The following is a 22,454-nucleotide window of genomic DNA, read 5'->3' on the forward strand; positions in this document are numbered from 1 at the left end:
CGCCGGAAAGCGGAAAGCCCGGCGCATCCGAGGATGCACCGGGCTTTCGAGGATCGGAACTAGTTGCTGCCGCGCAGGATCGCGAGGATGCGCAGGATCTCGACGTACAGCCACACGACGGTGACCATGATGCCGAAGGCGCCCAGCCAGGCGTACTGGCGGGGGGCGCCGTTGCGGACACCCTGCTGGATCTGGTCGAAGTCGAGGACGAGCGAGTAGGCCGCCATGATGACGACGAAGATGCCGATGATCAGGCCCAGCGGAATGCCCATGAACGTCTGGCTCAGCAGGCCGAACGCGCCGCCCGCGATCGGCACGTTGAAGAGCATGAGGCCGATGTTGATGAGCGAGAACACGAGGTATCCGATCATCGCGATCATGAAGACCTTCGTCGCGCGCTTGGAGGCGCGCACCTTGCCGCTCGCGAACAGAGCCAGGGTGACGCCGACGACGGTGAGGGTCGCGAGCGTCGCCTGAACCACGATGCCGGGCCAGATGAATTCGAAGAAGGCGGAGATTCCGCCGACGAACAGACCCTCGAACGCCGCGTACGCGAAGATGAACGCCGGGCGCACCTTCTTGCGCGACCCGAAGATCACGACCATCGACAGGACGAACCCACCGAGCATGCCGATGAGCCACGGAGCCATGTTGGGGCTGGGGTTCTGCGCGCTCACGCCCGCCATCGTCCAGATCCATCCGGCGACGGCGCCGACCACGAGGATCGCGAAGAGGCCGACCGTCTTCCAGACGGTGTCCTCGACGGACATGCGGTCGGTCTCGATCGCGCCGGCCGGGGGAGCGGCGTACATGCCCTCCAGCTGCGCCTGTGCCGCGGCATCCGTTCCCGCGGCCTGCGCGGTCGCGTACTGCGTCGGCGCGGCGGGCGGCGTCAAGCCCGGAGCCTGGCGGCCACCGGGGTAGGTCTGCACGGCCTTCTTGTCCTGGAAGGCCGGATTGTCGAATGCGGGGTTTCTGAGGGCCACAGCTCTCACACTCCAAAGTCGGGGTTTCACAGCACTGTGCTGTGACATAACGATATCGGACGGTCCGCATTCCCTCACGGGGCCCTGCTGTGAGAGCCCTTTGAGAGCCGCCGGTAGCCTGTTCACGTGCCCCGCGCCCACCCGCTCGTGATCGGCCATCGCGGTGCGCCCGGGTACCGGCCGGAGCATTCCCGTTCCTCCTACGACCTCGCCCTCGCGATGGGGGTGGATGCCGTGGAGCCCGATGTCGTCGTCAGCAGGGACGGCGTCCTGGTCGTCCGTCACGAGAACGAGATCTCGGGCACCACGGACGTCGCCGATCGGCCCGAGTTCGCCGATCGCCGGACGACGAAGACGATCGACGGTGCCGAGCTGACCGGCTGGTTCACGGAGGACTTCACGTGGGCCGAGCTCGCGACGCTGCGGTGCCGGGAGCGGCTGCCGAAGATCCGGCCCTCGAGTGCGAGCTTCGACGACGAACAGAGTGTGCTGCGGTTGCGCGATGTGCTGGATCTCGTCCGCGACGCCTCGCAGGAGCACGGGCGGGAGATCGGCGTCGTCCTCGAAATCAAGCACGCGACGTACTTCTCGGGCATCGGCTGGGATCTCGCCGAGCTCGTCGAGTCGGAGCTCACCGCGGCGGGATGGGCGAACGGCGAGCATCCGCTCGTGATCGAGTCGTTCGAGTCGACCGTCCTCGCCCGGGTGCGCGAGCGCGGCATCCGCGGGTCGTACGTCTATCTGCTCGAAGCCGCCGGCCGTCCATACGATCTCGTCGCCGCGCTCGGGTCCGCGGCCCCGACTTATCGCGCCACCGCGGCGCCGGCCGGACTCGACGCCCTGATCGGCGTCGTCGACGGCATCAGCGTCGACAAGCGGATGATCCTCGCGCCCGACAAGCTCGGTCGGGTGACCGGGCCCTCATCCGTCGTCGCCGACGCGCACGCCCGCGGGCTGCGCGCCTTCACCTGGACATGCCGCCCGGAGAATGCATTCCTCGTGGCCCAGAACCGCACGCGGGGAGGTGCGGCCGCGTTCGGCGACTACGAGCGGGAGTGGGGCGTGATCCGAGACGCCGGTGTCGACGGCGTCTTCGTGGATCACGCCGATCTCGGAGTGGAGTTCTTCCGCCGCTGAGTCGGGTGGCGGGGCCGCGCCTGCAGAACTCCACAGATCTGGGCGGCGGAGGGGCGGATCGGGCGCGATTCCGGTGCGCGGCGACCGATTCTGTGGAGTTCCGCGTGCCTGTCCGGTTCGGATCGTCAGGCGAACGTCGCGTCGAGAGCCGCTGACACGTCGGACAGGAGGTCGTCCGTGTCCTCGATGCCGACCGACAGGCGCAGATGCCCCAGACGCCGGAACGGCTCGGGGTAGGTCGCGACACGCGGACCCTCGGCGCCCGTGTGCACGATGAGGGAGTCGTCGTGGCCGAGCGAGAATCCCGAAGTGATCAGGCGCAGATGTGCCACGAAGCGGTTCTGCGCCCCGGGGTCGCCGTCGACGGCGAACGCCATCATCCCGCCGTACCCGCGTCCGCCGAACTGGCGGGTGGCGAGGTCGTGTCCGGGGTGGGAGGGAAGGCCCGGGTAGTGCACGAACGTCACCCGGGAGTCGGCGTCCAGGAGGTCGGCGATCGCCTGTGCCGAGGCCTGGTGCTGGCGCAGGCGCAGTGGCAGCGTCACCGATCCGCGCTGGATCTGCCACGCGTTGAACGGGGAGATCACCCCGCCGACGTCGACCATCGCGTCCGCCTTGATCGGCTGGATGAGCTCGTGACGACCGAGCACCGCGCCGCCCATCGCGTCGCCGTGGCCGTTGATGTACTTCGTCAGCGAGTGAACCACCAGATCGGCACCGTCTGCGATCGGACGGTACAGCGGTGGGGGCGTGAAGGTCGAGTCCACCATCAGGATCGCGCCGGCGTCATGGGCGATGCCCGCGAGAGCGGCGATGTCGGCGACCTTCGTGGTGGGGTTCGCGATCGCCTCGACGCAGACGAGGCGCGTCTCGGGACGCATCGCTGCGCGGACGGCGTCCAGATCGGTCACGTCGACGAAGGTCGCCTGGATGCCGTAGCGCCGCGGGAGGAGTTCGGTCCACAGGCGCCAGGTCGCCTCGTAGACCACGTCGCTGACCACGACGTGGTCGCCGACGCGCACGTGGGTGAAGAACACGGCGTGCAGGGCGGCGACGCCGCTCGCGAGAGCGACCGCGTCCTCGCTGCCCTCGAGAGCGGCGAGCTTGGTCTCGAGGGCGGCCTGGTTCACACCGGTGTTGCGGGTGTACAGGCCGGGGGCGGTGGCCGACCAGCTGATCTCGCTCGGATCGTCGGGCAGCTGGTAGGAGTTCGCCATCACCAGCGGCGTCCGCAGCGCCTGTGTGCTGTCCAGGGCGACTCCGCCGTGCACGGACAGGCTCAGATCGCCCAGGGTGCCCGGCTGCGATCGATCGGGGCGCTCGGCCATCGCTCTTCCTTTCCCGACGTTCATCACCTAAGCTGTGCGTGCAACATTAGCACGCACGAGTGTCATTCGTGCACGTACTGAGGAGCCCGCATGGTCGGACTGCACTTGGATGACATCGATCAGCGCATCCTTGCGGAGCTTTCCGTCGACGCCCGGCTGTCCCTTGTGACCCTTGCGAACCGGGTCCACCTCTCGCGCAACGCGGTGAAGCAGCGCATGGAGCGCATGGAGCGCGACGGCGTGATCGAGGGCTACACCCTGCGCCGCGGCTCCGGCCCCTCCCGGCGGGTCACGGCGATCATGCTCGTCTATCGCGCGGATCGCATGCGCGGCGCCGGGGTCGTCGCCGAGCTCGCCCGCATCCCCGAAGTGGTGCGCTGCGACATCCTCTCGGGTGAGTTCGACCTGCTCGCGACCGTGGTGGCGGAGTCGATGGACCGGGTCGGGGAGATCTGGGAGCACGTCTCCGCGCTGCCGGACGTGGAGAACACGGTGACCTCCGTCTCGCTCTCCCGGCCCATCGACCGTCCCTGATCTCATCCGACGAGCAGCTCCGCCGCTTCGGCCCGGGTCATTCCCGAGACCGCGGCGACGGCATCCGCGATCGGCGTGCCCGTGCGCAGGGCGCGATGCGCGGCGGCAGCGGCCGCTTCGTAGCCGATCGTGGGCACGAGCGCGGTGACCGTGCCGACAGAAACGGCGACGCGGTCGGCCAGGATCCGCTCGTCGGCGGTGATGCCCTCCACGCACAGCTCGCGCAGCACCCGTACTCCGTTCGTGAGCCATGCCAGCGCCTGCAGCAGGGAGTGCGCGATGATCGGCTCGAACGCGTTCAGCTGCAGCTGGCCGCCCTCGGCAGCGACGGCGACCGTCAGGTCAGCGCCCATCACCGCGAACGCGATCTGGTTGACGACCTCAGGGATCACCGGGTTGACCTTGCCCGGCATGATCGAGGAGCCGGCCTGTCGCGGCGGGAGCCGGAGTTCGCCGAACCCCGCCTGTGGTCCGCTTGCGAGCAGCCGCAGGTCGTTGCAGATCTTCGACAGCTTCACAGCGGTGCGCCGGAGCGCGCCGGAGGCGTGGAGGAAGCCGCCCGCATCCCACGAGGCCTCGAACAGGTGGTGCGCAGGCACGACGGGCAGGCCGGTGATCTCGCGCAGGTGGGCGAGGACGGCCTCGCGGTATCCGGCCGGCGCGGTGACGCCCGTGCCGATCGCCGTCCCGCCGAGGCTGCACTCCAGCAGCAGCGGCACCGCTTCGCCCAGGCGTGCGACGTCTTCGCGGATCGCGACGGCGAATGCGCCCAGTTCGTCCCCGACGGTCATCGGGACGGCATCCTGCAGCTGCGTCCGCCCGATCTTGCGGACCGTGCGATGCGCCGCACCGCGTTCGTCGAACGCGTCGGCCAGGTTCGCGAGCTCGTCGACGAGGCCGCTCAGCCCCGTCACGACCGCGAGCCGGATCGCCGTCGGATAGACGTCGTTCGTGGACTGGCTGCCGTTGACGTCATCGATCGGGTGCACGATGTCGTAGCGGCCGAACCCTGTCCCGAGCGCTTCGAGCGCGGCGTTGGCGATCACTTCGTTCGCGTTCATGTTGCTGCTCGTGCCCGCTCCGCCCTGCACGACGTCGACGCAGAACTGCTCGTGCAGCTCGCCCGCGCGGATGCGACGGCAGGCCGTGACGATCGCGTCCCTGCGGGCCTGCGGGAGGAGGCCCAGGTCGCCGTTCGCCCGCGCCGCGGCTTCCTTCACCGCGGCGAGGGCGTTCACGAGCGCGGGATGGGCCGAGAGCATCGTCCCGCTGATCGGGAAGTTCTCCCGCGCCCGCAGCGTGTGGATGCCCCAGTATGCGTCGGCGGGCACCTCGCGCTCGCCGAGCGAGTCCCGCTCGATGCGCACGGTCATGCGTTGATGCAGATGACCTTGGGCTGGGTCATCTCCTCGAATGCGAACCGCACGCCCTCGCGGCCCATGCTGCCGTACTTGGAACCGCCGAACGGCATGCTGTCGATGCGGTAGTCGGAGGAGTCGTTGATCATGACGCCTCCGCCGTCCAGTTGCTCGGCGACCCGCAGCGCGCGCGAGAGATCGGACGTGAAGGTCGCTGCGTGAAGGGCGTACTCCACGTCGTTCGCCTGCGCGATCGCCTCGTCCTCGGTGTCGAACGGAGTGAGCACGACCACCGGTGCAAACGCCTCGTCGGCCCACAGCTCGCACGAGAGCGACACGTTCTCGACCACCGTCGGCCAGTAGACGGACCCCTCGCGGCGGTGTCCGACCAGCACGCGGCCGCCTGCGGCGACGGCGTCCTGGACGCGACGTTCCGCGTTGCGAGCCGATCTCTCCGTGATCATCGGGCCGACGTCGGTCGCCTCGTCCGTCGGGTCGCCGGCGATCAGAGCCTCGGTGCCGGCCACCATGCCGTCGCGAAAGGAGTCGTACACGCGCCGCTGCACCAGGATGCGCTGCGCGCCGACGCAGTTCTGCCCCGCCGCCCAGAATGCGCCGGACACGCAGGCCTGCACGGCCGCATCGATGTCGGCGTCCTCGAACACGACGACGGGCGCGTTGCCGCCGAGCTCCATCGCCAGACGCTTCAGGCCCGCCGACCGGGCGATCGCCTCGCCGGTCACGAAGCCTCCGGTGAATGACACCAGCCGCACGTCGCGCGCGGCGACGAGGGCCTGGGCGAGGTGCCGGTCGCCGTGCACGACGGTGACGATCTCGTCCGGCAGCCCCGCTTCGATCAGCAGATCCACGAGGAAGTGCGCGGTGAGAGGCGTCTCCTGCGACGGCTTGAGGATGACGGCATTCCCACCCGCGATCGCGGGTCCGATCTTGTGCGCCACGAGGTTCAGCGCGTCATTGAACGGGGTGATCGCGACGACGATGCCGAGCGGTTCCCGCGTGAACCATCCGCGACGGTTCTCGGACCCCTCGAACGCGTCGAAGGGGATGACCTCTCCGGTCTGCGATCGCGCGGCCTCGGCCGAGAGGGAGAGAGTGGTCGTCGCACGCCGCACCTCCTTGCGCGCCTGCCGGATCGTCTTTCCCGCTTCACGGACGATGAGTGCCGCAGCGAGGTCCGCACGCTCGTGCAGGAGCCCGGCGGCGCGCTCGAGGACGTCGTGGCGGCTGAACCGCGACATTACGCGCGCGATGCGCTCACCGATGCGTGCGCGATCGAGGATGCCGTCCGCCTGGTCGGCGTGACTCTGGGTGACGCGACCGATCTCGCTGCCGTCGTACGGGTTGCGCACGATCACGTCCTCGGTCGCCCGGATGCGCACCATTGCCGGGGCGCTCATCGTCCGACCGCCACGGCCTCGTCGGCCGCGCGGGCGGCGTTGATCGCGATGATGTCCGACAGCAGGGCGAACGCGGTCTCGACCCGGCCCGCACCGGGCCCGGAAACCGTGACGGTGCCGAGCATGTCAGTGTCGAAGGACACCGCGTTCGTCGGCCCGCTGACACCTGCGAGGGGATCGCCGACCGGCAGGGCAACCGGCTCCACCCCGGCGGTCACGCCGCCGGCCGCATTGCGGAACGCCGAGCCCACGAGCTTCCAGCGCTTGCCCTCCGCCGCTGCCTGGACGATGTCGGCGGCGGTCACCTCCGAGATCCCGCGGCGCTGAACGTCCGCGGTCGTGAGGTTCGCTCCGAGCAGCTCGTTCGCGAGGATCACGACCTTCAGCTGCACGTCGGACCCCTCGATGTCGGCAGTGGGGTCGGCTTCGGCGTAGCCGAGTGCCTGCGCTTCGGCGACGGCGTCCTCGAGCGTCATTCCGAGCTCCATCTGTCCCAGCACGTAGTTGCTCGTGCCGTTGAGGATGCCGCGCACGGCGTTGATCTGCAGTCCCGCGAGGGTCTTCTCCGCCAGACGCAGCACCGGGGTGCCGCTGACGACGGCGCCCTCGTACGCGAAAGTCACGCCGTTCTCGGCGGCGATGCGATTCAGTTCGGTCCCCGCGAGGGCCACCGGCCCCTTGTTCGTCGTCGTGACGGACTTCCCCGACTCCAGTGCGGCGCGCACGTGCGAGACGGCCGGTTCGCCGTCGATCGGGTTGGTGAAGGTCGCCTCGACCACGATGTCGGCGGTGGTGTTGCGGATCACGTAGTCGTTCTGCGGTGCGGCGGTGCCGCCGTGCTTTCCGGCGAACGTCTCGCCCGCGGGCATCCGCAGGACCGCGTCGAGGTCGATCCCGTCCGCGACCATGAGCGAGCCCAGGCGCAGGTCGGTGATCGCGACCACGCGCAGCTCGAAGCCGAGCTCGCGCGTCAGCTCCTCGCCGCGGTCGCGGATGGTCTCGGCCAGCGCGCGGGCCACGCCGCCGAAGCCGATGAGGGCGATGTCGTGTCGGTTCATGAGGACTCCTCGGAAGGGGAAGGGACGGTCGAGCTCCAGCATCCGGGCGGGCCGTGTCGGTGCGCGCCTGCCGGATCGTCGGCGCGCACTGACGATGTGTCGGTGGAGAGGCAGATCGCCCGTTTCCGGGTGGGGGCCGGAGGATCGTGCTTTCCGACTTGTGGTCGCCGTGAGTCGCGAGTAACGTCCGTGAAACATTTACCGTGCTAAATGAACACACTGCCGTGTTTATCCCACACGTCAGCGGTGCATCACCACCCGACCGAACGAAGGCGCGAGACCGCAATGACCTCTTCTCCTCGCAGCACTGAGCTGCCCAACGCCATGCCGCACACCACGGCGACGCAAGTGCCCCTGCGTCGCCTGCAGCGAACGATGGACGCACGCCACCTCGTCATGATCGCGCTCGGCGGCGTGATCGGATCCGGGCTGTTCCTGAGCTCCGGGTACACGATCGGTGTCGCGGGACCCCTCGGTGCCGTGATCGCCTACCTCGTGGGTGCCTTCGTCGTCTGGCTCGTGATGGCGTGCCTCGGGGAGCTCGCCCTCGCCTATCCGGTCTCGGGCGCGTTCCACGTCTACGCGGCGCGGTCGATCAACCCCGCGACGGGCTTCACCACCGCGTGGCTGTACTGGCTGTGCTGGGTGGTCGCGCTCGGCTCGGAGTTCACGGCGGCCGGCATCCTGATGCAGCGCTGGTTCCCCACCGTCGCCGTCTGGGTGTGGTGCCTCGTGTTCGCCGGCATCCTGTTCCTCCTCAATGCGATCTCGGCGCGGGTCTTCGGTGAGACGGAGTTCTGGTTCTCCCTCATCAAGGTCGTCGCGATCGTCGCGCTCATCGTCCTCGGCGGCATGGCGATCTTCGGGTTCACTCCGCTGTCCGCCGAGCACCCGGCCGCCGTGCTGTTCAGCAACTTCCAGACGCCGGAGGGCCTCTTCCCGAACGGCGCCATGGGCGTGCTCGTCACCTCGCTCGCCGTGTTCTATGCCTTCAGCGGCTCCGAGCTCATCGGGGTCGCCGCTGGCGAGACGAAGGATCCCGCCAAGAACATCCCCCGCGCGCTGCGCTCGACCGTGCTGCGCCTCCTCATCCTCTTCGTCGGATCGATCACCGTCATCGCCGCGCTCCTGCCCTACGACCAGGCCGGCGTCACCTCGAGCCCGTTCGTGGACGTCTTCGAATACGTGGGCGTGCCGTACGCGGCCGACATCATGAACTTCGTCATCATCACGGCACTGCTCTCGGCCGGCAACAGCGGACTCTTCTCCTGCGCCCGCATGCTGTTCTCGCTCGCCGAAGAGGGCCACGCGCCGAAGGCCCTCGGTCGGCTCACCCGGCGCGGCATCCCGATCGTGGCCCTCAGCGTCTCGATCTTCGTGGGACTCGCGTCGCTCCTGTCCAGCGTGATCGCCGCCGAGACCGTCTACCTCGTGCTCGTCTCGATCGCGGGCTTCGCGGTCGTGGCGGTGTGGATGTCGATCGTCGCGTCGCTGTACTTCCACCGTCGCCGCTTCGTGCGCGAAGGCGGTGACGTCTCGGCGCTGCCCTACCGGACGCCGCTGTTCCCGTTCGTGCCCATCCTGGCCTTCGTCCTCTTGTCGATCTCGATCATCGCGATCGCGTTCGACCCGAACCAGGTCGCCGCCCTGTACTTCGGCATCCCCTTCGTCGGACTCTGCTACTTCTACTTCTGGCTGCGGTACGGACGTCGCGGGGCGAAGGAGGTCTCGGTGCTCGCAGGCGAGGCACCGGTCGACCCGGAGGAAGATCCCGCCGTCGAAGCGCCGACCCCGATCGACGACGCCGCCGCACCGCGCCGATGACCACCGCTGCGGGGTGGGTCGAGATCGACACGGGCGCGATCGCGCACAACCTCGATCTCGTCAGGACCCACCTCGGAGAAGGCGTCGCGCTCTGCGCCGTCCTGAAGGCGGACGCTTACGGGCACGGTGTCGATCTCGTCGCCCCCGTGCTCGTCGCCCGCCGGGTGGAGCGCCTCGGCATCACGGGCAACGTCGAGGCCCGCGCCGTCCGTGACGCGGGCTTCACCGGCCGCCTCCTGCGACTGCGCCCGGCGCTCGCCGACGAGATCCTGGACGGCGCCGCGTACGACATCGAGGAGTGGCTGGGTGGCCGCGAGCACGCGGAGGCGGTGACGGATGCCGCGTCCCGGCTCGGCAGACCGGTCCGGGTGCACGTCTCCCTCAACTCCACGGGTCTCAGCCGCGACGGCATCCCTGTCGACACCGGCGTCGGGCGGGCGACGATCGCGTCGCTCGCGGGCAGGACTGGGCTGGACATCGTGGGTGTCGCGGCCCATTTCCCGCGCGAGGATGCGGTGGACGTCGAGCGCGGGGCCGCTGTGTTCGGCAGGGAGTCCGCCGTCGCGATTGAGCTGCTGGGCAACCGGCGGCTCGACCGCCACTGCGCCACGACGTACGCGGCGCTGAGCGTGCCGGCATCCCGCTTCGACATGGTGCGCATCGGTGCGGCGCTCTACGGCGACTCCCCGCTGCTCGACGGAGCGCTGAGGCCGGCGATGCGGGTGCTGTCCCGGGTCGCTGCGCTCAACGACTACGCCGCGGGCGGCACGGCCGGGTACGACCGCGCGTACACGCTGCAGCGCGACGCCCGTCTCGCCGTCATCCCTGTCGGGTACGCCGACGGCTACCACCGCGCGCTCGGGCAGCGGGCCGAGGTGCTGATCGGAGGTCGCCGGGCCCCGGTGGTGGATCGCCTCGCGATGAACACCCTGCTGGTCGACGTCAGCGACCTGCCGCGCACCCGGGTCGGCGACGAGGTGGTGTTGTACGGCACACAGGGCGGCGATGCGATCACGTCCGCGGACATCGAGCGTGTGAGCGGGCAGATCGCCGCGGACCTGTACACCGCATGGGGGCGGCTCCTGCCGCGGCGTGCGGTCGAGGTGACCGTGCGGACGGCGTCGATAGGCTGAGACGGGAGGTGCGCATGGACGGCCCGTCATCGCTGGCGCAGGGGCTGACACTCCTCGGTGCGGTCGTGGACCGCGAGCGCTCCGGGCGCCCGGGGCACAACGCGTCCCGACTCGCCGAGATCACCGGCATGGAGCGGAGCCGGGTGTCGCGGCTCACTCAGGAGCTGCGTGCCATGGACTTCCTCGGGCGCGGCGAGGGATCCGCCTTCGCGGTCGGGCCGGCGTTCTTCCGCACCGCCGGTGCACTCAACGCCCCGTGGCTGCGCGTCGCCCGGCGCGAGCTGCGGCTCCTCGCCGCCCGCTTCTCGATGACCGCCCGCATCACCGCCTGCGACGGACCTCAGGCGCTGCTCCTGCGGTTCGAATCGGGTGCCGCCGCGGTCGACCCGTCCATCCGCGCGGGTATGGTCAGCCCGGTGTGGAGCACCGGCGCGGGCCGCGCGCTGCTCCTGGACCACGATCGCGCCGCGCTGACGGGGCTCCTCGAAGGCGTGCAGTTCGTCGGGGTCGGTGGGCCGGCGGCCGCGCGGAGTGTGGACGAGGTCGCTGCGCTCGTGGACCGCGATCGCGGGCAGGGAATCGTGCGCGCCGTCGACGAGTACGTCGCCGGCATCACCGAACATGCCGTGCCGATCCGTGTCGAGGGCACGATCATCGCCTCGATCTCGGCCGAAGGTCCACCGGTCACGGTGTCTGTGGCCGGGCAGCTGCAGCGCGCGCTGATCGCCGCAGCCGCGCGACTCGGGTCGGAGTGACCCGCTCAGCGCACGTCGGGCGCGCCGAGGAGCGTGGACAGCCGATCGGCCGCGATCCGGCAGCGGCCACCGACCTCGGTGGCGCGGGCGACGAGCGCCCGGCGCTCGCCGACGACCTGCACGGCCGCGATCACCTCGCCGCGGAAGTCCCGCACCGGCGCCGACACCGAGAAGAGGCCCGCCTCGGCCTCCTCATCGACGATCGCGTATCCGCGCTCCTTCGAGTCGCGCAGGCGCTCGAGGAAGACTTCGAGCGACGCGGGGGCGTTCGGGCCGGCACCGGTGAAGCGGATGCCGGTGAACACGTCGCGGATCTCCTCGTCGTCGGCATCCCACAGCACCGCACGGCCCGCGTCACTGCACCACGCAGGGTAGGCGCGACCGATCCAGGAGCCGATCATCCGTGAGGTGGCCGGGATGCTCTCGACGACGGTCACGGTGTCCGCGCCGTGCAGCACGCCGATGAAGCAGCTCTCGCCGGTCGCGTCGGCGAGTTCGTCGAGCAGCGAGAGCCCTTCCGTGCGCAGCCGGACCGCGGTGATCTCCTGCGCCTGCGCGTACCAGGCCCACGACAGCCGGTACCCGCGGCCGCCGTCGCGTGTGAGGTAGCCGCGCCGATCGAGCGCCGCGAGGGTCCGCGAGACCTGCGAGCGGTCACGGCCGAGGTGCTCTGCCACGGCGGTCACGCTCGCGCCGTTCTGCGACGAGCTGCCGGTCAGCGCCGCGAGGGCGCCGATCACCTCGAATCCGCGGCCCATGCTGCTGAGGGCGGGCGGCATCGCCGGGGACTGCGGCATGCTTCGAGCCTAGCCGGGCGTCGCACCAGCTTGCCGAGCGCGGCGCGCAGCGCGCCGACGGGTTCGGTCACGGTGTCAGTGAAGCAGATCGCGTGCTCCGCGCGGCCGGTGGTGCGCACAACTCCTGCTTTCCGCGCGCTGCAGCTCCTCTCCGCCGCGATATCCAGCGACATCCCGCGGCACGTGGGCGGGCCCGCCACGGGAAAGCAGGAGTTGTGCACGCCGATCGGAGGCGATGGGATGGACCGAGGCGGCGAAGGGGGCCGGAATGGGCGGGACGCACGTGGTGAGGGCTCTCACGCCCGAGACGTTTCCGGCCTGGCTCGCGCTCGCCGAGAAGCACAACGGCGTGTGGGGCGGGTGCTACTGCTCGTATTTCCACGGGGACACCGCGCACACGGTGAAGGACGACTACGACCGGGCCACGTTCAAGAAGCGGCTCGTCGACGAGGGCGTCGCGCACGCCGCCCTCGTGTTCGACGGCGACCAGGCGATCGCGTGGTGCGAGTACGGCAGCCCCGAGGAGCTCCCCGGGATCTATCACCGTAAGCAGTACGACGCGGGCGAGCAGAACCCGGCGCCGTGGCGCATCACGTGCTTCTTCGTCGATCGGGACCACCGCCGGTCGGGAGTCGCCCGCGAGGCGCTCGACGGTGCCCTCGAGCTGATCGCGCAGGCGGGTGGAGGCGAGGTCGTGTCGTTCCCGAACGAGCCGGTGCCGGGCAAGCGCACGTCCTCCTCGTTTCTGCACAACGGGACCCGGGCGATGTTCGAGAAGGCCGGCTTCGCCTTCGAACGGCACATCGGCAAGAGCAAGACGGTCATGCGGATCACGGTGCCACCGGCCGACTGAAGGCCGGACGTAGACTTCATCGACACCGCACGGATGGGGAGTGGACATGAGCGTCGAGTGGCACCGCAAGCACCTCGGAGACGGGATTCCCGAGCAGGCGCCCGGCGAGGAGACGCTCCTCGGGACCGCGGGCGATGAGGTCCCGCCCGGCGGTCGTGTGGCGGGCTCCTTCGATCAGGAGTTCCCCGGCGCCGATCCGTACGCGGGCATCCCTGCCGACGAGATCGGTCTGCCTCCGCTCAGGGAGGCCGAGCAGGAAGCGGTCGCGCGCGAGGCGGACCGACTCGCGGACGACCCGGACGCCCGCGCGGGTCTCTGACCCGTCGGCGCGTCCTCCTCCCGTGTGTCGGGGCGAGTCGCCCCGCCGAGCCGTCCGTCCGTGGCCGACTTAGTATCCCTGCATGACCTCCGACGTGCGGACGCCCGAACGTGCGGGCACGGGTCGACCCGCGCTCGCGCACGAGTGGGCCGCGCTCCTGCCTGAGCTCTCGCTCCCGTTCGCTCCTGCCCGCCCTTCCGCTCCCCGAGTCCTCGCGCTCAACGAGCCTCTCGCTCACGAGCTGAATCTGGACGTCGTCGGGCTCCGATCCGCCGAGGGCGTCCGCTTCCTCAGCGGTGAGCCGGCGGATGCCCGTCCGGTCGCCCAGGTCTACGCGGGGCACCAGTGGGGCCGCTTCCAGCCGATCCTGGGCGACGGCCGCGCGGCCCTGCTCGGCGAGGTCCGCGACGTCCACGGCCGCCTGCGGGATGTCCACCTGAAGGGTTCCGGGCCGACGCCGATGTCGCGCGGCGACGGGTACGCCGTCATCGGCCCCATGCTGCGCGAGTACCTGATGGGCGAGGCGATGCACGCGCTCGGAGTGCCGACGACGCGCGCGCTCGCCGTGGTCGCGACGGGTTCCGTGCGACCGCTGGACGGGCTGCCCGGTGCGCTCCTGGTGCGAACGGCGACGAGCCATGTCCGCTACGACTCGTTCGAGTACGTGCGGGTTCACGGCGACCTGGGCCTGCTGCGGCGACTCGCGGACCTCGTGATCGCCCGCCACTACCCCCGCGCGGCCGAGGCTCGGCATCCGTATCGCGCTCTCCTCGCTGAGATCGTCGAGGCGGTCGCACGGCTCACCGCCGACTGGATGCGCGTCGGATTCGTGCACGGGGTCCTGAGCACCGACAACGTGCTCGTCGGCGCGGAGACGATCGACTACGGGCCCTGCGCGTTCCTGGACGCGTACGAACCGGACGCGTTCTTCAGCTCGATCGACGAGTTCGGGCGGTACGCGTACGAGCGGCAGCCGGAGATCATGCGGTGGAACCTCGATCGGCTCGGCGAGGCCGTCGCCCCGCTGTTGCACGACGACCTTCCCGAGGCTCTGTCGATCGCCGCCGGGATCGTCGCGGAGTTCGACGAGTCCTACGCACGCGCGCGACAGGAGTCGTTCCGCCGCAAGCTCGGCCTGGCCGGCGACGTCGACGCGGCCACGGTCGACAGGCTCACGGATGCCGCGCTCGCGCTCCTGGCCGATCACCGCGTCGACTTCACGGGGTTCTGGCGTGACCTCGCGGCAGCGGCCGAGGGCGACGAGCGGGCCGTGCGCTCACGCTTCCTCGGCGAGGTGCCGGCGCTCGAGGACTGGCTCGCCGCCTGGAAGACGCAGGGTCCGGATGCCGCGCTCGCCCGCGCGGTGAACCCGGTGTACATCGCCCGGAACCACATCGTCGAAGAGGTGCTGCGGGCCGCGACCGACGGTGATCTCGTCCCGTTCGACGAGCTGGTCGCCCTTCTGCGCGACCCGTTCACCGAACGTCCGGAGGCCCGTTATCGCCGCTTCGCGCGACCGGCCCCCGACGGCTCCCCGCGCCACCGGACGTTCTGCGGCACCTGAGACCGCCGCGCTGCGGCCCGGGTGTCCTCGTGTTGCGCGCTCTTTTCTGAAGCGGGGCGGGCCCTGCCTAACCTCGTCCAGGCACCGCGATGAGGCGAGCGGGTGTGATCCACCCGCCACGGCGGTCGTCAGTCCGCCACCGCGGCGCCTGACAACCGCTAGGAGCACCATGTCCCGCAAGAGAATCCTGTCCGCCGCCGCGCTCGCCCTGCCGCTCGCGCTCGTGGTCTCCGGATGCGCGTCCGGCTCGAGTGAGCCCGCATCCTCGGATGCCGCATCCGAGGGCCCGGTCCGCATCGGAGTCGTCGGCGCCGGAGACCCGTACTGGGAGACCTACAAGGAAGCCGCCGCCGCCGAGGGCATCGAGGTCGAGCTCGTCGACTTCAGCGAGTACACGCAGCCCAACCCGGCCCTGTCCGCGGGCGAGCTGGACCTCAATCAGTTCCAGCACATCATCTACCTCGCGACCTACAACGTGAACAGCGACGACGACCTGCAGCCCATCGGCTCCACGGCGATCTACCCGCTGGGGCTGTACTCGACGCAGTACGACGCGGTGGAGGACATCCCCGACGGCTCGACCGTCGCCGTGCCGAACGACGAGTCGAACCAGGCGCGGGGCCTCCTCGTGCTGCAGTCCGCCGGGCTCGTCGAGCTCGAGGACGGTGGGTCGATCTTCTCGACCGTCGCCGACGTGCTGCCGGAATCCAAGGTGAAGGTCGAGGCGCTCGACGCCGCCTTCACGGCGACGTCGCTGCCCGATGTGGCCGCCGCCATCATCAACAACGACTTCGTCGAGGACGCCGGACTCACCTTCGAGGATGCGATCGCGACGGACGACCCGTCCGACCCGAGCGCGTTCCCGTACATCAACATCTTCGCCGCGAAGGCGGAGGACGCCGACAACCCGACGTACCTGAAGCTCGTCGAGATCTTCCAGACGAACAAGGACGTCCTCGACGGCCTGCAGGAGGCATCCGGCGGCACGGCGGTGTTCGTGAAGACCCCGGCGGCGGACCTGGTGTCCTCGCTCACCGAGGTCGAGGACGACATCCGCGCCAACCAGTAGTCCCGAGCACGCGTGCGGCCCGTCTCCACAGGACGGGCCGCACACGTGCATCGTGAACAGGAGAGCCCATGACGCTGATCCGTCTGACCGACGTCACCAAGTCCTATCCCGCGCCGACGAAGGGCGCGGCATCCGTCGTCGCCGTCGACGGCGTCTCGCTCGAGATCGCCGAGGGGCAGATCTGCGGCATCATCGGTTACTCCGGCGCCGGCAAGAGCACGGTCCTGCGGCTCGTCAACGCGTTGGAGATCCCGACCTCGGGGTCCGTCGAGATCGACGGCCGCGACATCACGACCCTTCGCGAGAAGGATCTGCGGGCGCTGCGCGGCGACATCGGCATGATCTTCCAGCAGTTCAACCTCTTCGACTCCCGGACGGTGGCGGGCAACATCGCCTATCCGCTCGAAGTGGCCGGTCGCTCCCGGACCGAGATCGCCGAGCGCGTCGCCGAGATGCTCGCGTTCGTGGGGCTCTCGGCCAAGGCGAAGAACTATCCCGAACAGCTCTCCGGCGGGCAGAAGCAGCGGGTCGGCATCGCCCGCGCCCTCGCGACGAACCCGCGGATCCTGCTCGCCGACGAGGCGACGAGCGCCCTGGACCCCGACACGACTCAGGAGGTGCTCGAGCTGCTGCGCCGGGTCAACCGGGAGCTCGGCATCACGATCCTCGTGATCACGCACGAGATGGACGTGATCCGCGCCCTCGCGGACAGGGTCGTCGTCATGGAGGACGGGCGGATCATCGAGAGCGGCGACGTGTTCGATGTGCTTTCGGCGCCGCAGAGCGCGGCCGCGCAGCGGTTCGTGGCGAGCATCATCGAGGACGTCCCCGTGGGCGATCAGCTGCAGACCCTCCGCGCGCGCCACCCGGGACGCATCGTGACGTTCACGATCCGCGACGGCGATGTCACGCAGGCCGACGTGTTCGCCGCGCTGTCGGGTCACGGCGTGCGGTTCGAGCTCATCCACGGCGGCATCAACGACATCCGCGGGCGCGTGTTCGGTCATCTCACCCTCGCTCTGGAGGGCGAACCGGATGCCGTCGCGCAGGCGATCCGGGCGGCGTCGCGCTTCGCTCCGCTCATCGAGGAGGACTCCCGTGGATAGGCTCATCGACCTGCTGCCCGAACTCTGGGCGGCGACGTTCGAGACGCTGTACGTCGTCTCGCTCGCGCTCGTGTTCGGCGGCATCGCGGGGCTCCTGCTCGGACTCGCGCTCTATGCCACGCGACCGGGCAGTCTGTTCCCGCAGCGCGCGGTCTTCGGCGTCCTGAACGTCGTCGTGAACTTCTTCCGCCCGATCCCGTTCGTGATCCTGCTCGCTGCGGTCCAGCCGATCGCGCGCGGACTCGGCATCCCCGGAATCGGACCCGAGTTCGGCATCTTCGCGATCACGCTCGCCTCGATGTTCGCGATCAGCCGCATCGTGGAGCAGAACCTGCTGACCGTGCGCCCCGGCATCATCGAGGCGGCGCGGGCTGCGGGGGCGAGCAGGTCGCGGATCCTGTTCCGCCTCATCCCGCGCGAAGCGCTCGGGCCGCTCATCCTCGGCTACACGTTCATCGTCGTCGCGCTCGTGGACATGACCGCGATCGCGGGGGCCGTGGCCGCCGGCGGTCTCGGCGAGTTCGCGATCGTCTACGGCTTCAAGCAGTTCAACCCCGTCGTCACGTGGGCGGCGGTGCTGATCATCATCGTGATCGTGCAGGGCGTGCAGTTCCTCGGGAACCTGCTCGCGCGCCGCGTGCTCCGCCGCTGATCGGGCGCGGCCGGTCTCAGCGGGCGACGAGCTCGCCGAGGCCTGCCGCCGTCCGCGCCGACGCGACGGCGTCGGCGATCGCCCCGGCGATCCGATCGGTCTGCCGGAACGGCAGCGCGTTGGACCGCGGCCGCGTGAAGGCGCCCGCCTCGGTGAGCGAGGTGAACGGGCCGATCGCGAACAGCGTGGGATGCGCGGCGCCGGTGGCGTCGATCACCCGACCGTCGGCATCCACCTCGATGCGCCCGAGCGAGCCCTCGAACGACGCGTCCGCGACGCGGAACTCCCGTCCGTGGACCGCCGCGAGTTCGCGCAGTGCGCCGTTCTCGCTGACGGCGGCCCCCGAGCCGGGCAGCCACGCGTCCACGAGGGCACCGGCGACGGTCTCGCCCGGCACGCGCGGGCTCGATGCGACGAACCCGCGGCCGGTCTCCACCCGCACCGTCACGTCCGGACCCAGGAACCGCACGACACCGGCCTCGGACAGGGCGAGGAGCTCCTCGAGCCGGTGGGCGGGCGGACCGCTCGCGACGTAGCTGAAGAACGTGTGCCACGTGACGGGCAGGCTCACCGCGCGCGAGCGCGCGCTCCACTTCTCCGGTGGCACGTCCGCGAGAGCGAGGAAGGACAGCAGGATCGCGAGGAAGACCGCCTGCGCGCTGCTGCGCTCCTGCGTCGTGCGGAGGGTCAGATCATCCGTGATGTGCTGGCGGATGCGGCGCTGCAGGTCATCGTCGGACGAGAACTCCTCGCCGTCGAGCGGACGGTCGAGGGTCGGGACGTCGAAGCGATCCAGCGGGTCCGGCACGACCTCCGCGACGGCGGCCCGGAGGGCCGCGGTGTCGCCGGCATGCGCGCGCAGCACGTCCTGGAACTGTTCCCACGTACCGGCGACCCGCTCGGGGTGCCCCGTGAACAGTTCGCGGTAGTGGCTCCAGACGAGCTCCTGTGCGATGAGCGGCCAGACATGCCGCTCGAAGTCGACAGCTTCCGGGCGTGCGACGAGGGCGGCGACCGCCTCCTTCGTCACGACGTGCAGCTGCGGCGGGTCGCCCTGCAGAACGGAGGAGACTTTCGAGCGGTAGGGGATGCCGCGCCGCGAGCCGATGTGCAGGCGGGGCTCGAGCCCGGAGGGTTCGTAGCGCAGCGAACCGTCGTCATCGCGGTGGAAGCGACCGCCGCGACCTTCGCCGAGCAGCACGAGCAGGTCGACCGCCGCCAGTCCCATCCCGCGCACGATGACGTCCGCGCCGGGGGCGAGGGCGGAGAGATCGGCGTCGGCGGTGAAAGCGGGGGGTACGTAGATCAGGCGTTCGCGGGTGGCCTGGGCGATGAGCGCGGCCGTCTCGGCTGCGGGTTCGCGTCCGTTGTGGCCGACCGCGTAGACGACGACATGGGCATCGAGCTCCTGCCCGTCGACGAGGCGGACGCGGTGCCGTTCCGCTGCTGTCGCCACGCCGGCGACCGTTCCGGTCAGCCGGTGGACGCGCACGTGCGCCGGAGCCGCATCCACGACCCCGCGCCAGAACCAGTCGAGGTAGTACGACTGCAGTCGGCGCGTGGGGAAGCTCTCGCCCCGGAGCGTCGCGATCTCGGCGAGGACGGCGGGATCGTCGATCGTCACGTCCTCGAGCCCGCCGTCGCGGACGAGCTCCGCCCACGCGATGAGCGTGGGTCCCGGCCGGATCGGGCCGTCGATCGTGCAGGTGTCGTCCGTGAACACGGTGACGTCCTGCGCCATCGAATTGAGCTTGAGCAGCGGCGACTGGTCCGCGCGCCAGATGCGTCCCGCACCGGGCGGGTGCGGATCGATCAGCGTGATCTCCAGCGGCGACTGATCGGTGCGGGCGAGGAGACGCTCGAGGAGCATGACCGCGCGCGGGCCCGCGCCCACCACGACGAGGCGTGTGGTCTGCGCGGAGTCCCGGGGCGCGGCATCCGTCATCGTCACACCCCGACCGGTGCCCCGGTGCGCACCGCGGGCAGGCCGAGCAGGTCGTGCAGGGTGGCGCCGTCCTCGTAGGTGTCGCGGTAGGAGCCGCGTTCCTGCAGGAGCGGCACGACGCGGTCGGTGAATTCATCCAGGCCGTGCGGGGTGAGGTGGCCGACGACCGTGAAGCCGTCCGTCGCGCGCTCCTGCACGTAACGGTCGATCTCGCCCGCCACGAACTCGGGGGTGCCGACGAACGTGTGGTTGGCCGTGAGCCGGATGATCAGATCGCGGATGCTGAGATTCTCGGCTGCGGCCGTCTCGCGCAGCTTCGCGATGCGCGCCCGTACTGCGGCGTGCCGGTTCGCGAAGCCCTGGGCGCTCTCCGGGCCGGTGTCGGGCTCGACCTCCGGCAGCGGGCCGTCGGGGTCGTACCCGCTGAAGTCGCGGTTCCACACCTGCTCGAGGTACGTGATCGCCGTCTCGGGCCGCACCTGGGCCAGGGCGATCTCGCGCGAGCGCTCGCGGGCCTCTTCGGCGGTGTCGCCGAGCACGAACGTGGCCGCGGGAAGGATCTTGAGCGACTCCTCGTCACGTCCGCGGGCGGCCAGGCGCCCCTTCACATCGCGGTAGAAGTCCTGCGCATCTTCGAACTCGGTGTGCAGGGAGAAGATCACATCGGCGTGGTCGGTTGCGAAGTCCCGGCCGTCGGCGGAGTCCCCGGCCTGCACGATCACCGGGCGTCCCTGCGGCGAGGCGGGCACGTCGAACAGGGCGTCCACGTCGAACAAGCGCGTCTGGTGGCGCACCCGCGCGATGCGCTCCGCGTCCAGGTAGACGCCGGCGTCGGCATCCGCCACGATCGCGTCGTCCTGCCATGACCCCCACAGGGCCTTCGAGATCTCGGCGAACTCCGACGCGCGGACGTATCGGTCGGCGTGGTCGAGGTACCCGCCGCGCCGGAAGTTCGCGCCGTGGAAGGCATCCGAACTCGTGACCGCGTTCCAGCCCGCTCTTCCACCGGACAGATGGTCGATCGTCGCGAGCTGGCGGGCGAGCTCGTACGGCTCGTTGAAGGTCGTGCTGAGCGTGCCGACCAGACCGATGTGCTCGGTGACGGCGGCGAGGGCGGCGAGCACGGCGAGCGTGTTCGGCCGGCCGAGCACGTCGAGCTCGTGGATCCGCCCGCGATGCTCGCGCAGTCGCAGACCCTCGGCCAGGAAGAGGTAGTCGAACCGCCCGCGCTCGGCCGTGCGTGCGAAGTACTCGAAGGACGCGAAGTCGATCTGGCTGCCGGCGGTCGGGTCTGTCCAGACCGTGGTGTTGTTCACACCGGGGAAGTGCGCGGCCAGGTGGATCTGACGCTTCGCGGGATTCAGGCTCATGCCGAAACCTCCGATCGGGTGTGGCGACTCGCGCGACGCGGCAGTCCGAGTCGCTCGCGCAGGGTGGGTGCGCCGTCGTCGCCGACGAGCAGCGCGGACGCGCGGGGGAGGACTTCCTCGGCGATCGCGGTGAGGTCGGCGGGCAGTCGCGCGGGCCGCAGACGGATGCCGTCGACACCTGCCTCGGCGAACGCCCGGATCTCGGCCACCACGTCGTCGGGGGTGCCGACCACGATGCGCGCGTCCGTGACGAGGGGCGCGCGGGCTTCGAGTCGATCCCATGCCTCGCGTGCGGCGTCCGCGGTGTCTTCGACGAGCACGATCAGATCGACGAACACCCGCAGCGGTTCCGGCTCGGTCCGCACCTGGGCCACGGCCTCGGCGAGCTCGGCCAGGATCGCGCCGGTCCCGGCAGGATCGGCGGGCGTCACGAACACGACGTCGGCGTGCTCGGCGGCGAAGCGGTAGGGGATGCTCTGGTGCGCGAGCGCCGTGACGAGGGGCTGCCCCTGGGGGGAGCGGGGCACGATCGAAGCGCCGGTGATCGAGAAGAACTCGCCCGAGAAGTCGAGGTTGTGGATTCGGTCGCGGTCGACGAAGCGGCCGGACTCGAGGTCGCGGATGATCGCGTCGTCCTCCCACGAGTCGGCGAGTCCGCGGATCGCCTGGGCGACCTCGCCGGCCTCGCGGAACGCCGCGACGAGCTGCGGATCTTCCTCCACATGGCCCGATTCCGGCAGGCCGGTGGGTCCGTCCGCGCGGCGTCCGAAGTTCGCCCGCTCGGCCGGCGTCGAGCCCGCGACGAGGCGTACGCCCGCGCGGCCGAGGCTCGCGTGGTCGAGCGTCTGCAGGCCGGTGGCGACGTGGAACGGCTCGGGGTGGGTCGTCGTGACGGTGGGAACGAGTCCCACGCGCGTGGTCAGCGGAGCCAGGAACGACGCGAGAAGCACGGCGTCGAGGCGCCCGCGGACGCGGTCGGTGCGCGGCTCGGGCGCGGTGTCGAAGCGCTCGCCGAGGGCGAGGGCGTCCTCGATCGTGACGAAGGCGACTCCCGCCTCGTCCGCGGCTCGGACGAGGTCGCGCCAATAGGCTGCGGTCGTCAGAGCTGCGGGCCGAGCGGAGTGCTCACGCCAGGCGGCCGGGTGCCAACCGGCACCGTCCAGTGCGACGGCGACATGCACGCGATCGGTCATGGTCCACTCCTCACCGCGCCGCGAGAACGACGCGATGATCACTGTCGCCGGGGGA

At 70.4% G+C, this 22,454-nt stretch carries 20 protein-coding genes; 11 read left to right on the top strand and 9 right to left on the bottom strand.

What is annotated here, in order from left to right; all coding sequences use genetic code 11:
* Positions 1–59 precede the first annotated feature (59 nt).
* Positions 60–986 (bottom strand): Bax inhibitor-1/YccA family protein, encoded by a 927-nt coding sequence (locus tag AB0P18_RS10110; protein WP_344052000.1) that lies wholly within the window; start codon positions 984–986, stop codon positions 60–62.
* 126 nt (positions 987–1,112) lie between these two features.
* On the opposite strand from AB0P18_RS10110, the gene AB0P18_RS10115 reads away from it, so the two are divergent.
* Entirely contained in the window at positions 1,113–2,123 is a 1,011-nt protein-coding gene (locus AB0P18_RS10115; protein ID WP_344052002.1) for a glycerophosphodiester phosphodiesterase family protein, read from the top strand.
* A 125-nt stretch (positions 2,124–2,248) separates the two neighbouring features.
* Here the strand turns inward: AB0P18_RS10115 and AB0P18_RS10120 are convergent, their stop codons facing one another.
* On the bottom strand, positions 2,249–3,451 hold the full coding sequence (locus AB0P18_RS10120; protein WP_363359905.1) for an aminotransferase class V-fold PLP-dependent enzyme: 1,203 nt from the start codon (positions 3,449–3,451) through the stop codon (positions 2,249–2,251).
* Between the two features lie 90 nt (positions 3,452–3,541).
* Between AB0P18_RS10120 and AB0P18_RS10125 the strand changes: the two genes are divergently transcribed.
* Entirely contained in the window at positions 3,542–3,985 is a 444-nt protein-coding gene (locus AB0P18_RS10125) for an Lrp/AsnC family transcriptional regulator (RefSeq protein WP_363359906.1), read from the top strand.
* 2 nt (positions 3,986–3,987) lie between these two features.
* Here the strand turns inward: AB0P18_RS10125 and AB0P18_RS10130 are convergent, their stop codons facing one another.
* Genes AB0P18_RS10130 through AB0P18_RS10140 form a run of 3 tightly spaced genes read right to left on the bottom strand, consistent with a single transcriptional unit; the run spans position 3,988 to position 7,819 of the window.
* Entirely contained in the window at positions 3,988–5,358 is a 1,371-nt protein-coding gene (locus AB0P18_RS10130) for an aspartate ammonia-lyase (protein WP_363359907.1), read from the bottom strand.
* A complete protein-coding gene (locus tag AB0P18_RS10135; protein WP_363359908.1) occupies positions 5,355–6,761 on the bottom strand; it encodes an aldehyde dehydrogenase family protein in 1,407 nt (468 codons plus the stop codon). The genes AB0P18_RS10130 and AB0P18_RS10135 overlap by 4 nt, the downstream gene beginning before the upstream one ends.
* The gene (locus AB0P18_RS10140; RefSeq protein WP_363359909.1) at positions 6,758–7,819 is read right to left on the bottom strand and encodes a homoserine dehydrogenase; all 1,062 of its coding nucleotides are present in this window, start codon (positions 7,817–7,819) and stop codon (positions 6,758–6,760) included. The genes AB0P18_RS10135 and AB0P18_RS10140 overlap by 4 nt, the downstream gene beginning before the upstream one ends.
* A gap of 324 nt (positions 7,820–8,143) precedes the next feature.
* Here AB0P18_RS10140 and AB0P18_RS10145 point away from each other — a divergent pair, with 324 nt between their 5' ends.
* Genes AB0P18_RS10145 through AB0P18_RS10155 form a run of 3 tightly spaced genes read left to right on the top strand, consistent with a single transcriptional unit; the run spans position 8,144 to position 11,531 of the window.
* Positions 8,144–9,643, top strand: coding sequence for an amino acid permease (locus AB0P18_RS10145; RefSeq protein WP_363360021.1), 1,500 nt, complete (start codon positions 8,144–8,146; stop codon positions 9,641–9,643).
* A complete protein-coding gene (gene alr / locus AB0P18_RS10150; protein WP_344052012.1) occupies positions 9,640–10,776 on the top strand; it encodes an alanine racemase in 1,137 nt (378 codons plus the stop codon). Before AB0P18_RS10145 ends, alr begins: the two co-directional genes overlap by 4 nt.
* A gap of 14 nt (positions 10,777–10,790) precedes the next feature.
* Positions 10,791–11,531, top strand: coding sequence for an IclR family transcriptional regulator C-terminal domain-containing protein (locus AB0P18_RS10155; protein WP_344052015.1), 741 nt, complete (start codon positions 10,791–10,793; stop codon positions 11,529–11,531).
* 5 nt (positions 11,532–11,536) lie between these two features.
* Here AB0P18_RS10155 and AB0P18_RS10160 read toward each other — a convergent pair whose 3' ends face one another.
* Positions 11,537–12,328, bottom strand: a complete 792-nt coding sequence (locus tag AB0P18_RS10160) for an IclR family transcriptional regulator (protein ID WP_363359910.1) — start codon at positions 12,326–12,328, stop codon at positions 11,537–11,539.
* A gap of 268 nt (positions 12,329–12,596) precedes the next feature.
* Between AB0P18_RS10160 and AB0P18_RS10165 the strand changes: the two genes are divergently transcribed.
* The 6 genes from AB0P18_RS10165 to AB0P18_RS10190 all read left to right on the top strand — a co-directional run bounded on the left by AB0P18_RS10165 (position 12,597) and on the right by AB0P18_RS10190 (position 17,891).
* Positions 12,597–13,181 carry a GNAT family N-acetyltransferase gene (locus AB0P18_RS10165; RefSeq protein WP_363359911.1) on the top strand — a complete coding sequence of 195 codons (585 nt, stop codon included), beginning with the start codon at positions 12,597–12,599 and terminating at the stop codon, positions 13,179–13,181.
* A 46-nt stretch (positions 13,182–13,227) separates the two neighbouring features.
* Positions 13,228–13,500: a hypothetical protein gene (locus tag AB0P18_RS10170; protein ID WP_363359912.1), complete on the top strand. Its 273-nt coding sequence runs from the start codon at positions 13,228–13,230 to the stop codon at positions 13,498–13,500.
* A gap of 82 nt (positions 13,501–13,582) precedes the next feature.
* The gene (locus tag AB0P18_RS10175; RefSeq protein ID WP_363359913.1) at positions 13,583–15,064 is read left to right on the top strand and encodes a protein adenylyltransferase SelO family protein; all 1,482 of its coding nucleotides are present in this window, start codon (positions 13,583–13,585) and stop codon (positions 15,062–15,064) included.
* Positions 15,065–15,233: 169 nt separating this feature from the next.
* Positions 15,234–16,133 (top strand): MetQ/NlpA family ABC transporter substrate-binding protein, encoded by a 900-nt coding sequence (locus AB0P18_RS10180; RefSeq protein ID WP_363359914.1) that lies wholly within the window; start codon positions 15,234–15,236, stop codon positions 16,131–16,133.
* Positions 16,134–16,201: 68 nt separating this feature from the next.
* A complete protein-coding gene (locus tag AB0P18_RS10185) occupies positions 16,202–17,239 on the top strand; it encodes an ATP-binding cassette domain-containing protein (protein WP_363359915.1) in 1,038 nt (345 codons plus the stop codon).
* On the top strand, positions 17,232–17,891 hold the full coding sequence (locus tag AB0P18_RS10190) for an ABC transporter permease subunit (protein ID WP_363359916.1): 660 nt from the start codon (positions 17,232–17,234) through the stop codon (positions 17,889–17,891). The genes AB0P18_RS10185 and AB0P18_RS10190 overlap by 8 nt, the downstream gene beginning before the upstream one ends.
* 16 nt (positions 17,892–17,907) lie before the next feature.
* Here AB0P18_RS10190 and AB0P18_RS10195 read toward each other — a convergent pair whose 3' ends face one another.
* Genes AB0P18_RS10195 through AB0P18_RS10205 form a run of 3 tightly spaced genes read right to left on the bottom strand, consistent with a single transcriptional unit; the run spans position 17,908 to position 22,399 of the window.
* Complete coding sequence (locus AB0P18_RS10195; RefSeq protein WP_363359917.1) at positions 17,908–19,836, bottom strand: FAD/NAD(P)-binding protein; 1,929 nt, start codon at positions 19,834–19,836, stop codon at positions 17,908–17,910.
* A gap of 2 nt (positions 19,837–19,838) precedes the next feature.
* On the bottom strand, positions 19,839–21,206 hold the full coding sequence (locus AB0P18_RS10200; RefSeq protein WP_344052029.1) for an NtaA/DmoA family FMN-dependent monooxygenase: 1,368 nt from the start codon (positions 21,204–21,206) through the stop codon (positions 19,839–19,841).
* The gene (locus AB0P18_RS10205) at positions 21,203–22,399 is read right to left on the bottom strand and encodes an LLM class flavin-dependent oxidoreductase (RefSeq protein WP_363359918.1); all 1,197 of its coding nucleotides are present in this window, start codon (positions 22,397–22,399) and stop codon (positions 21,203–21,205) included. The genes AB0P18_RS10200 and AB0P18_RS10205 overlap by 4 nt, the downstream gene beginning before the upstream one ends.
* Positions 22,400–22,454 lie beyond the last annotated feature (55 nt).

Source organism: Microbacterium sp. NPDC064584 (genome assembly GCF_040687315.1).
In the GTDB taxonomy this organism is placed as follows: domain Bacteria; phylum Actinomycetota; class Actinomycetes; order Actinomycetales; family Microbacteriaceae; genus Microbacterium; species Microbacterium lacus.

Coding starts and splice junctions, on each gene's coding strand:
- AB0P18_RS10120 (WP_363359905.1), bottom strand. CDS start 3,451: ATGGCCGAGCGCCCCGATCGATCGCAGCCGGGCACCCTGGGCGATCTG.
- AB0P18_RS10125 (WP_363359906.1), top strand. CDS start 3,542: ATGGTCGGACTGCACTTGGATGACATCGATCAGCGCATCCTTGCGGAG.
- AB0P18_RS10130 (WP_363359907.1), bottom strand. CDS start 5,358: ATGACCGTGCGCATCGAGCGGGACTCGCTCGGCGAGCGCGAGGTGCCC.
- AB0P18_RS10135 (WP_363359908.1), bottom strand. CDS start 6,761: ATGAGCGCCCCGGCAATGGTGCGCATCCGGGCGACCGAGGACGTGATC.
- AB0P18_RS10140 (WP_363359909.1), bottom strand. CDS start 7,819: ATGAACCGACACGACATCGCCCTCATCGGCTTCGGCGGCGTGGCCCGC.
- AB0P18_RS10145 (WP_363360021.1), top strand. CDS start 8,144: ATGCCGCACACCACGGCGACGCAAGTGCCCCTGCGTCGCCTGCAGCGA.
- alr (WP_344052012.1), top strand. CDS start 9,640: ATGACCACCGCTGCGGGGTGGGTCGAGATCGACACGGGCGCGATCGCG.
- AB0P18_RS10155 (WP_344052015.1), top strand. CDS start 10,791: ATGGACGGCCCGTCATCGCTGGCGCAGGGGCTGACACTCCTCGGTGCG.
- AB0P18_RS10160 (WP_363359910.1), bottom strand. CDS start 12,328: ATGCCGCAGTCCCCGGCGATGCCGCCCGCCCTCAGCAGCATGGGCCGC.
- AB0P18_RS10165 (WP_363359911.1), top strand. CDS start 12,597: ATGGGCGGGACGCACGTGGTGAGGGCTCTCACGCCCGAGACGTTTCCG.
- AB0P18_RS10170 (WP_363359912.1), top strand. CDS start 13,228: ATGAGCGTCGAGTGGCACCGCAAGCACCTCGGAGACGGGATTCCCGAG.
- AB0P18_RS10175 (WP_363359913.1), top strand. CDS start 13,583: ATGACCTCCGACGTGCGGACGCCCGAACGTGCGGGCACGGGTCGACCC.
- AB0P18_RS10180 (WP_363359914.1), top strand. CDS start 15,234: ATGTCCCGCAAGAGAATCCTGTCCGCCGCCGCGCTCGCCCTGCCGCTC.
- AB0P18_RS10185 (WP_363359915.1), top strand. CDS start 16,202: ATGACGCTGATCCGTCTGACCGACGTCACCAAGTCCTATCCCGCGCCG.
- AB0P18_RS10195 (WP_363359917.1), bottom strand. CDS start 19,836: ATGACGGATGCCGCGCCCCGGGACTCCGCGCAGACCACACGCCTCGTC.
- AB0P18_RS10200 (WP_344052029.1), bottom strand. CDS start 21,206: ATGAGCCTGAATCCCGCGAAGCGTCAGATCCACCTGGCCGCGCACTTC.
- AB0P18_RS10205 (WP_363359918.1), bottom strand. CDS start 22,399: ATGACCGATCGCGTGCATGTCGCCGTCGCACTGGACGGTGCCGGTTGG.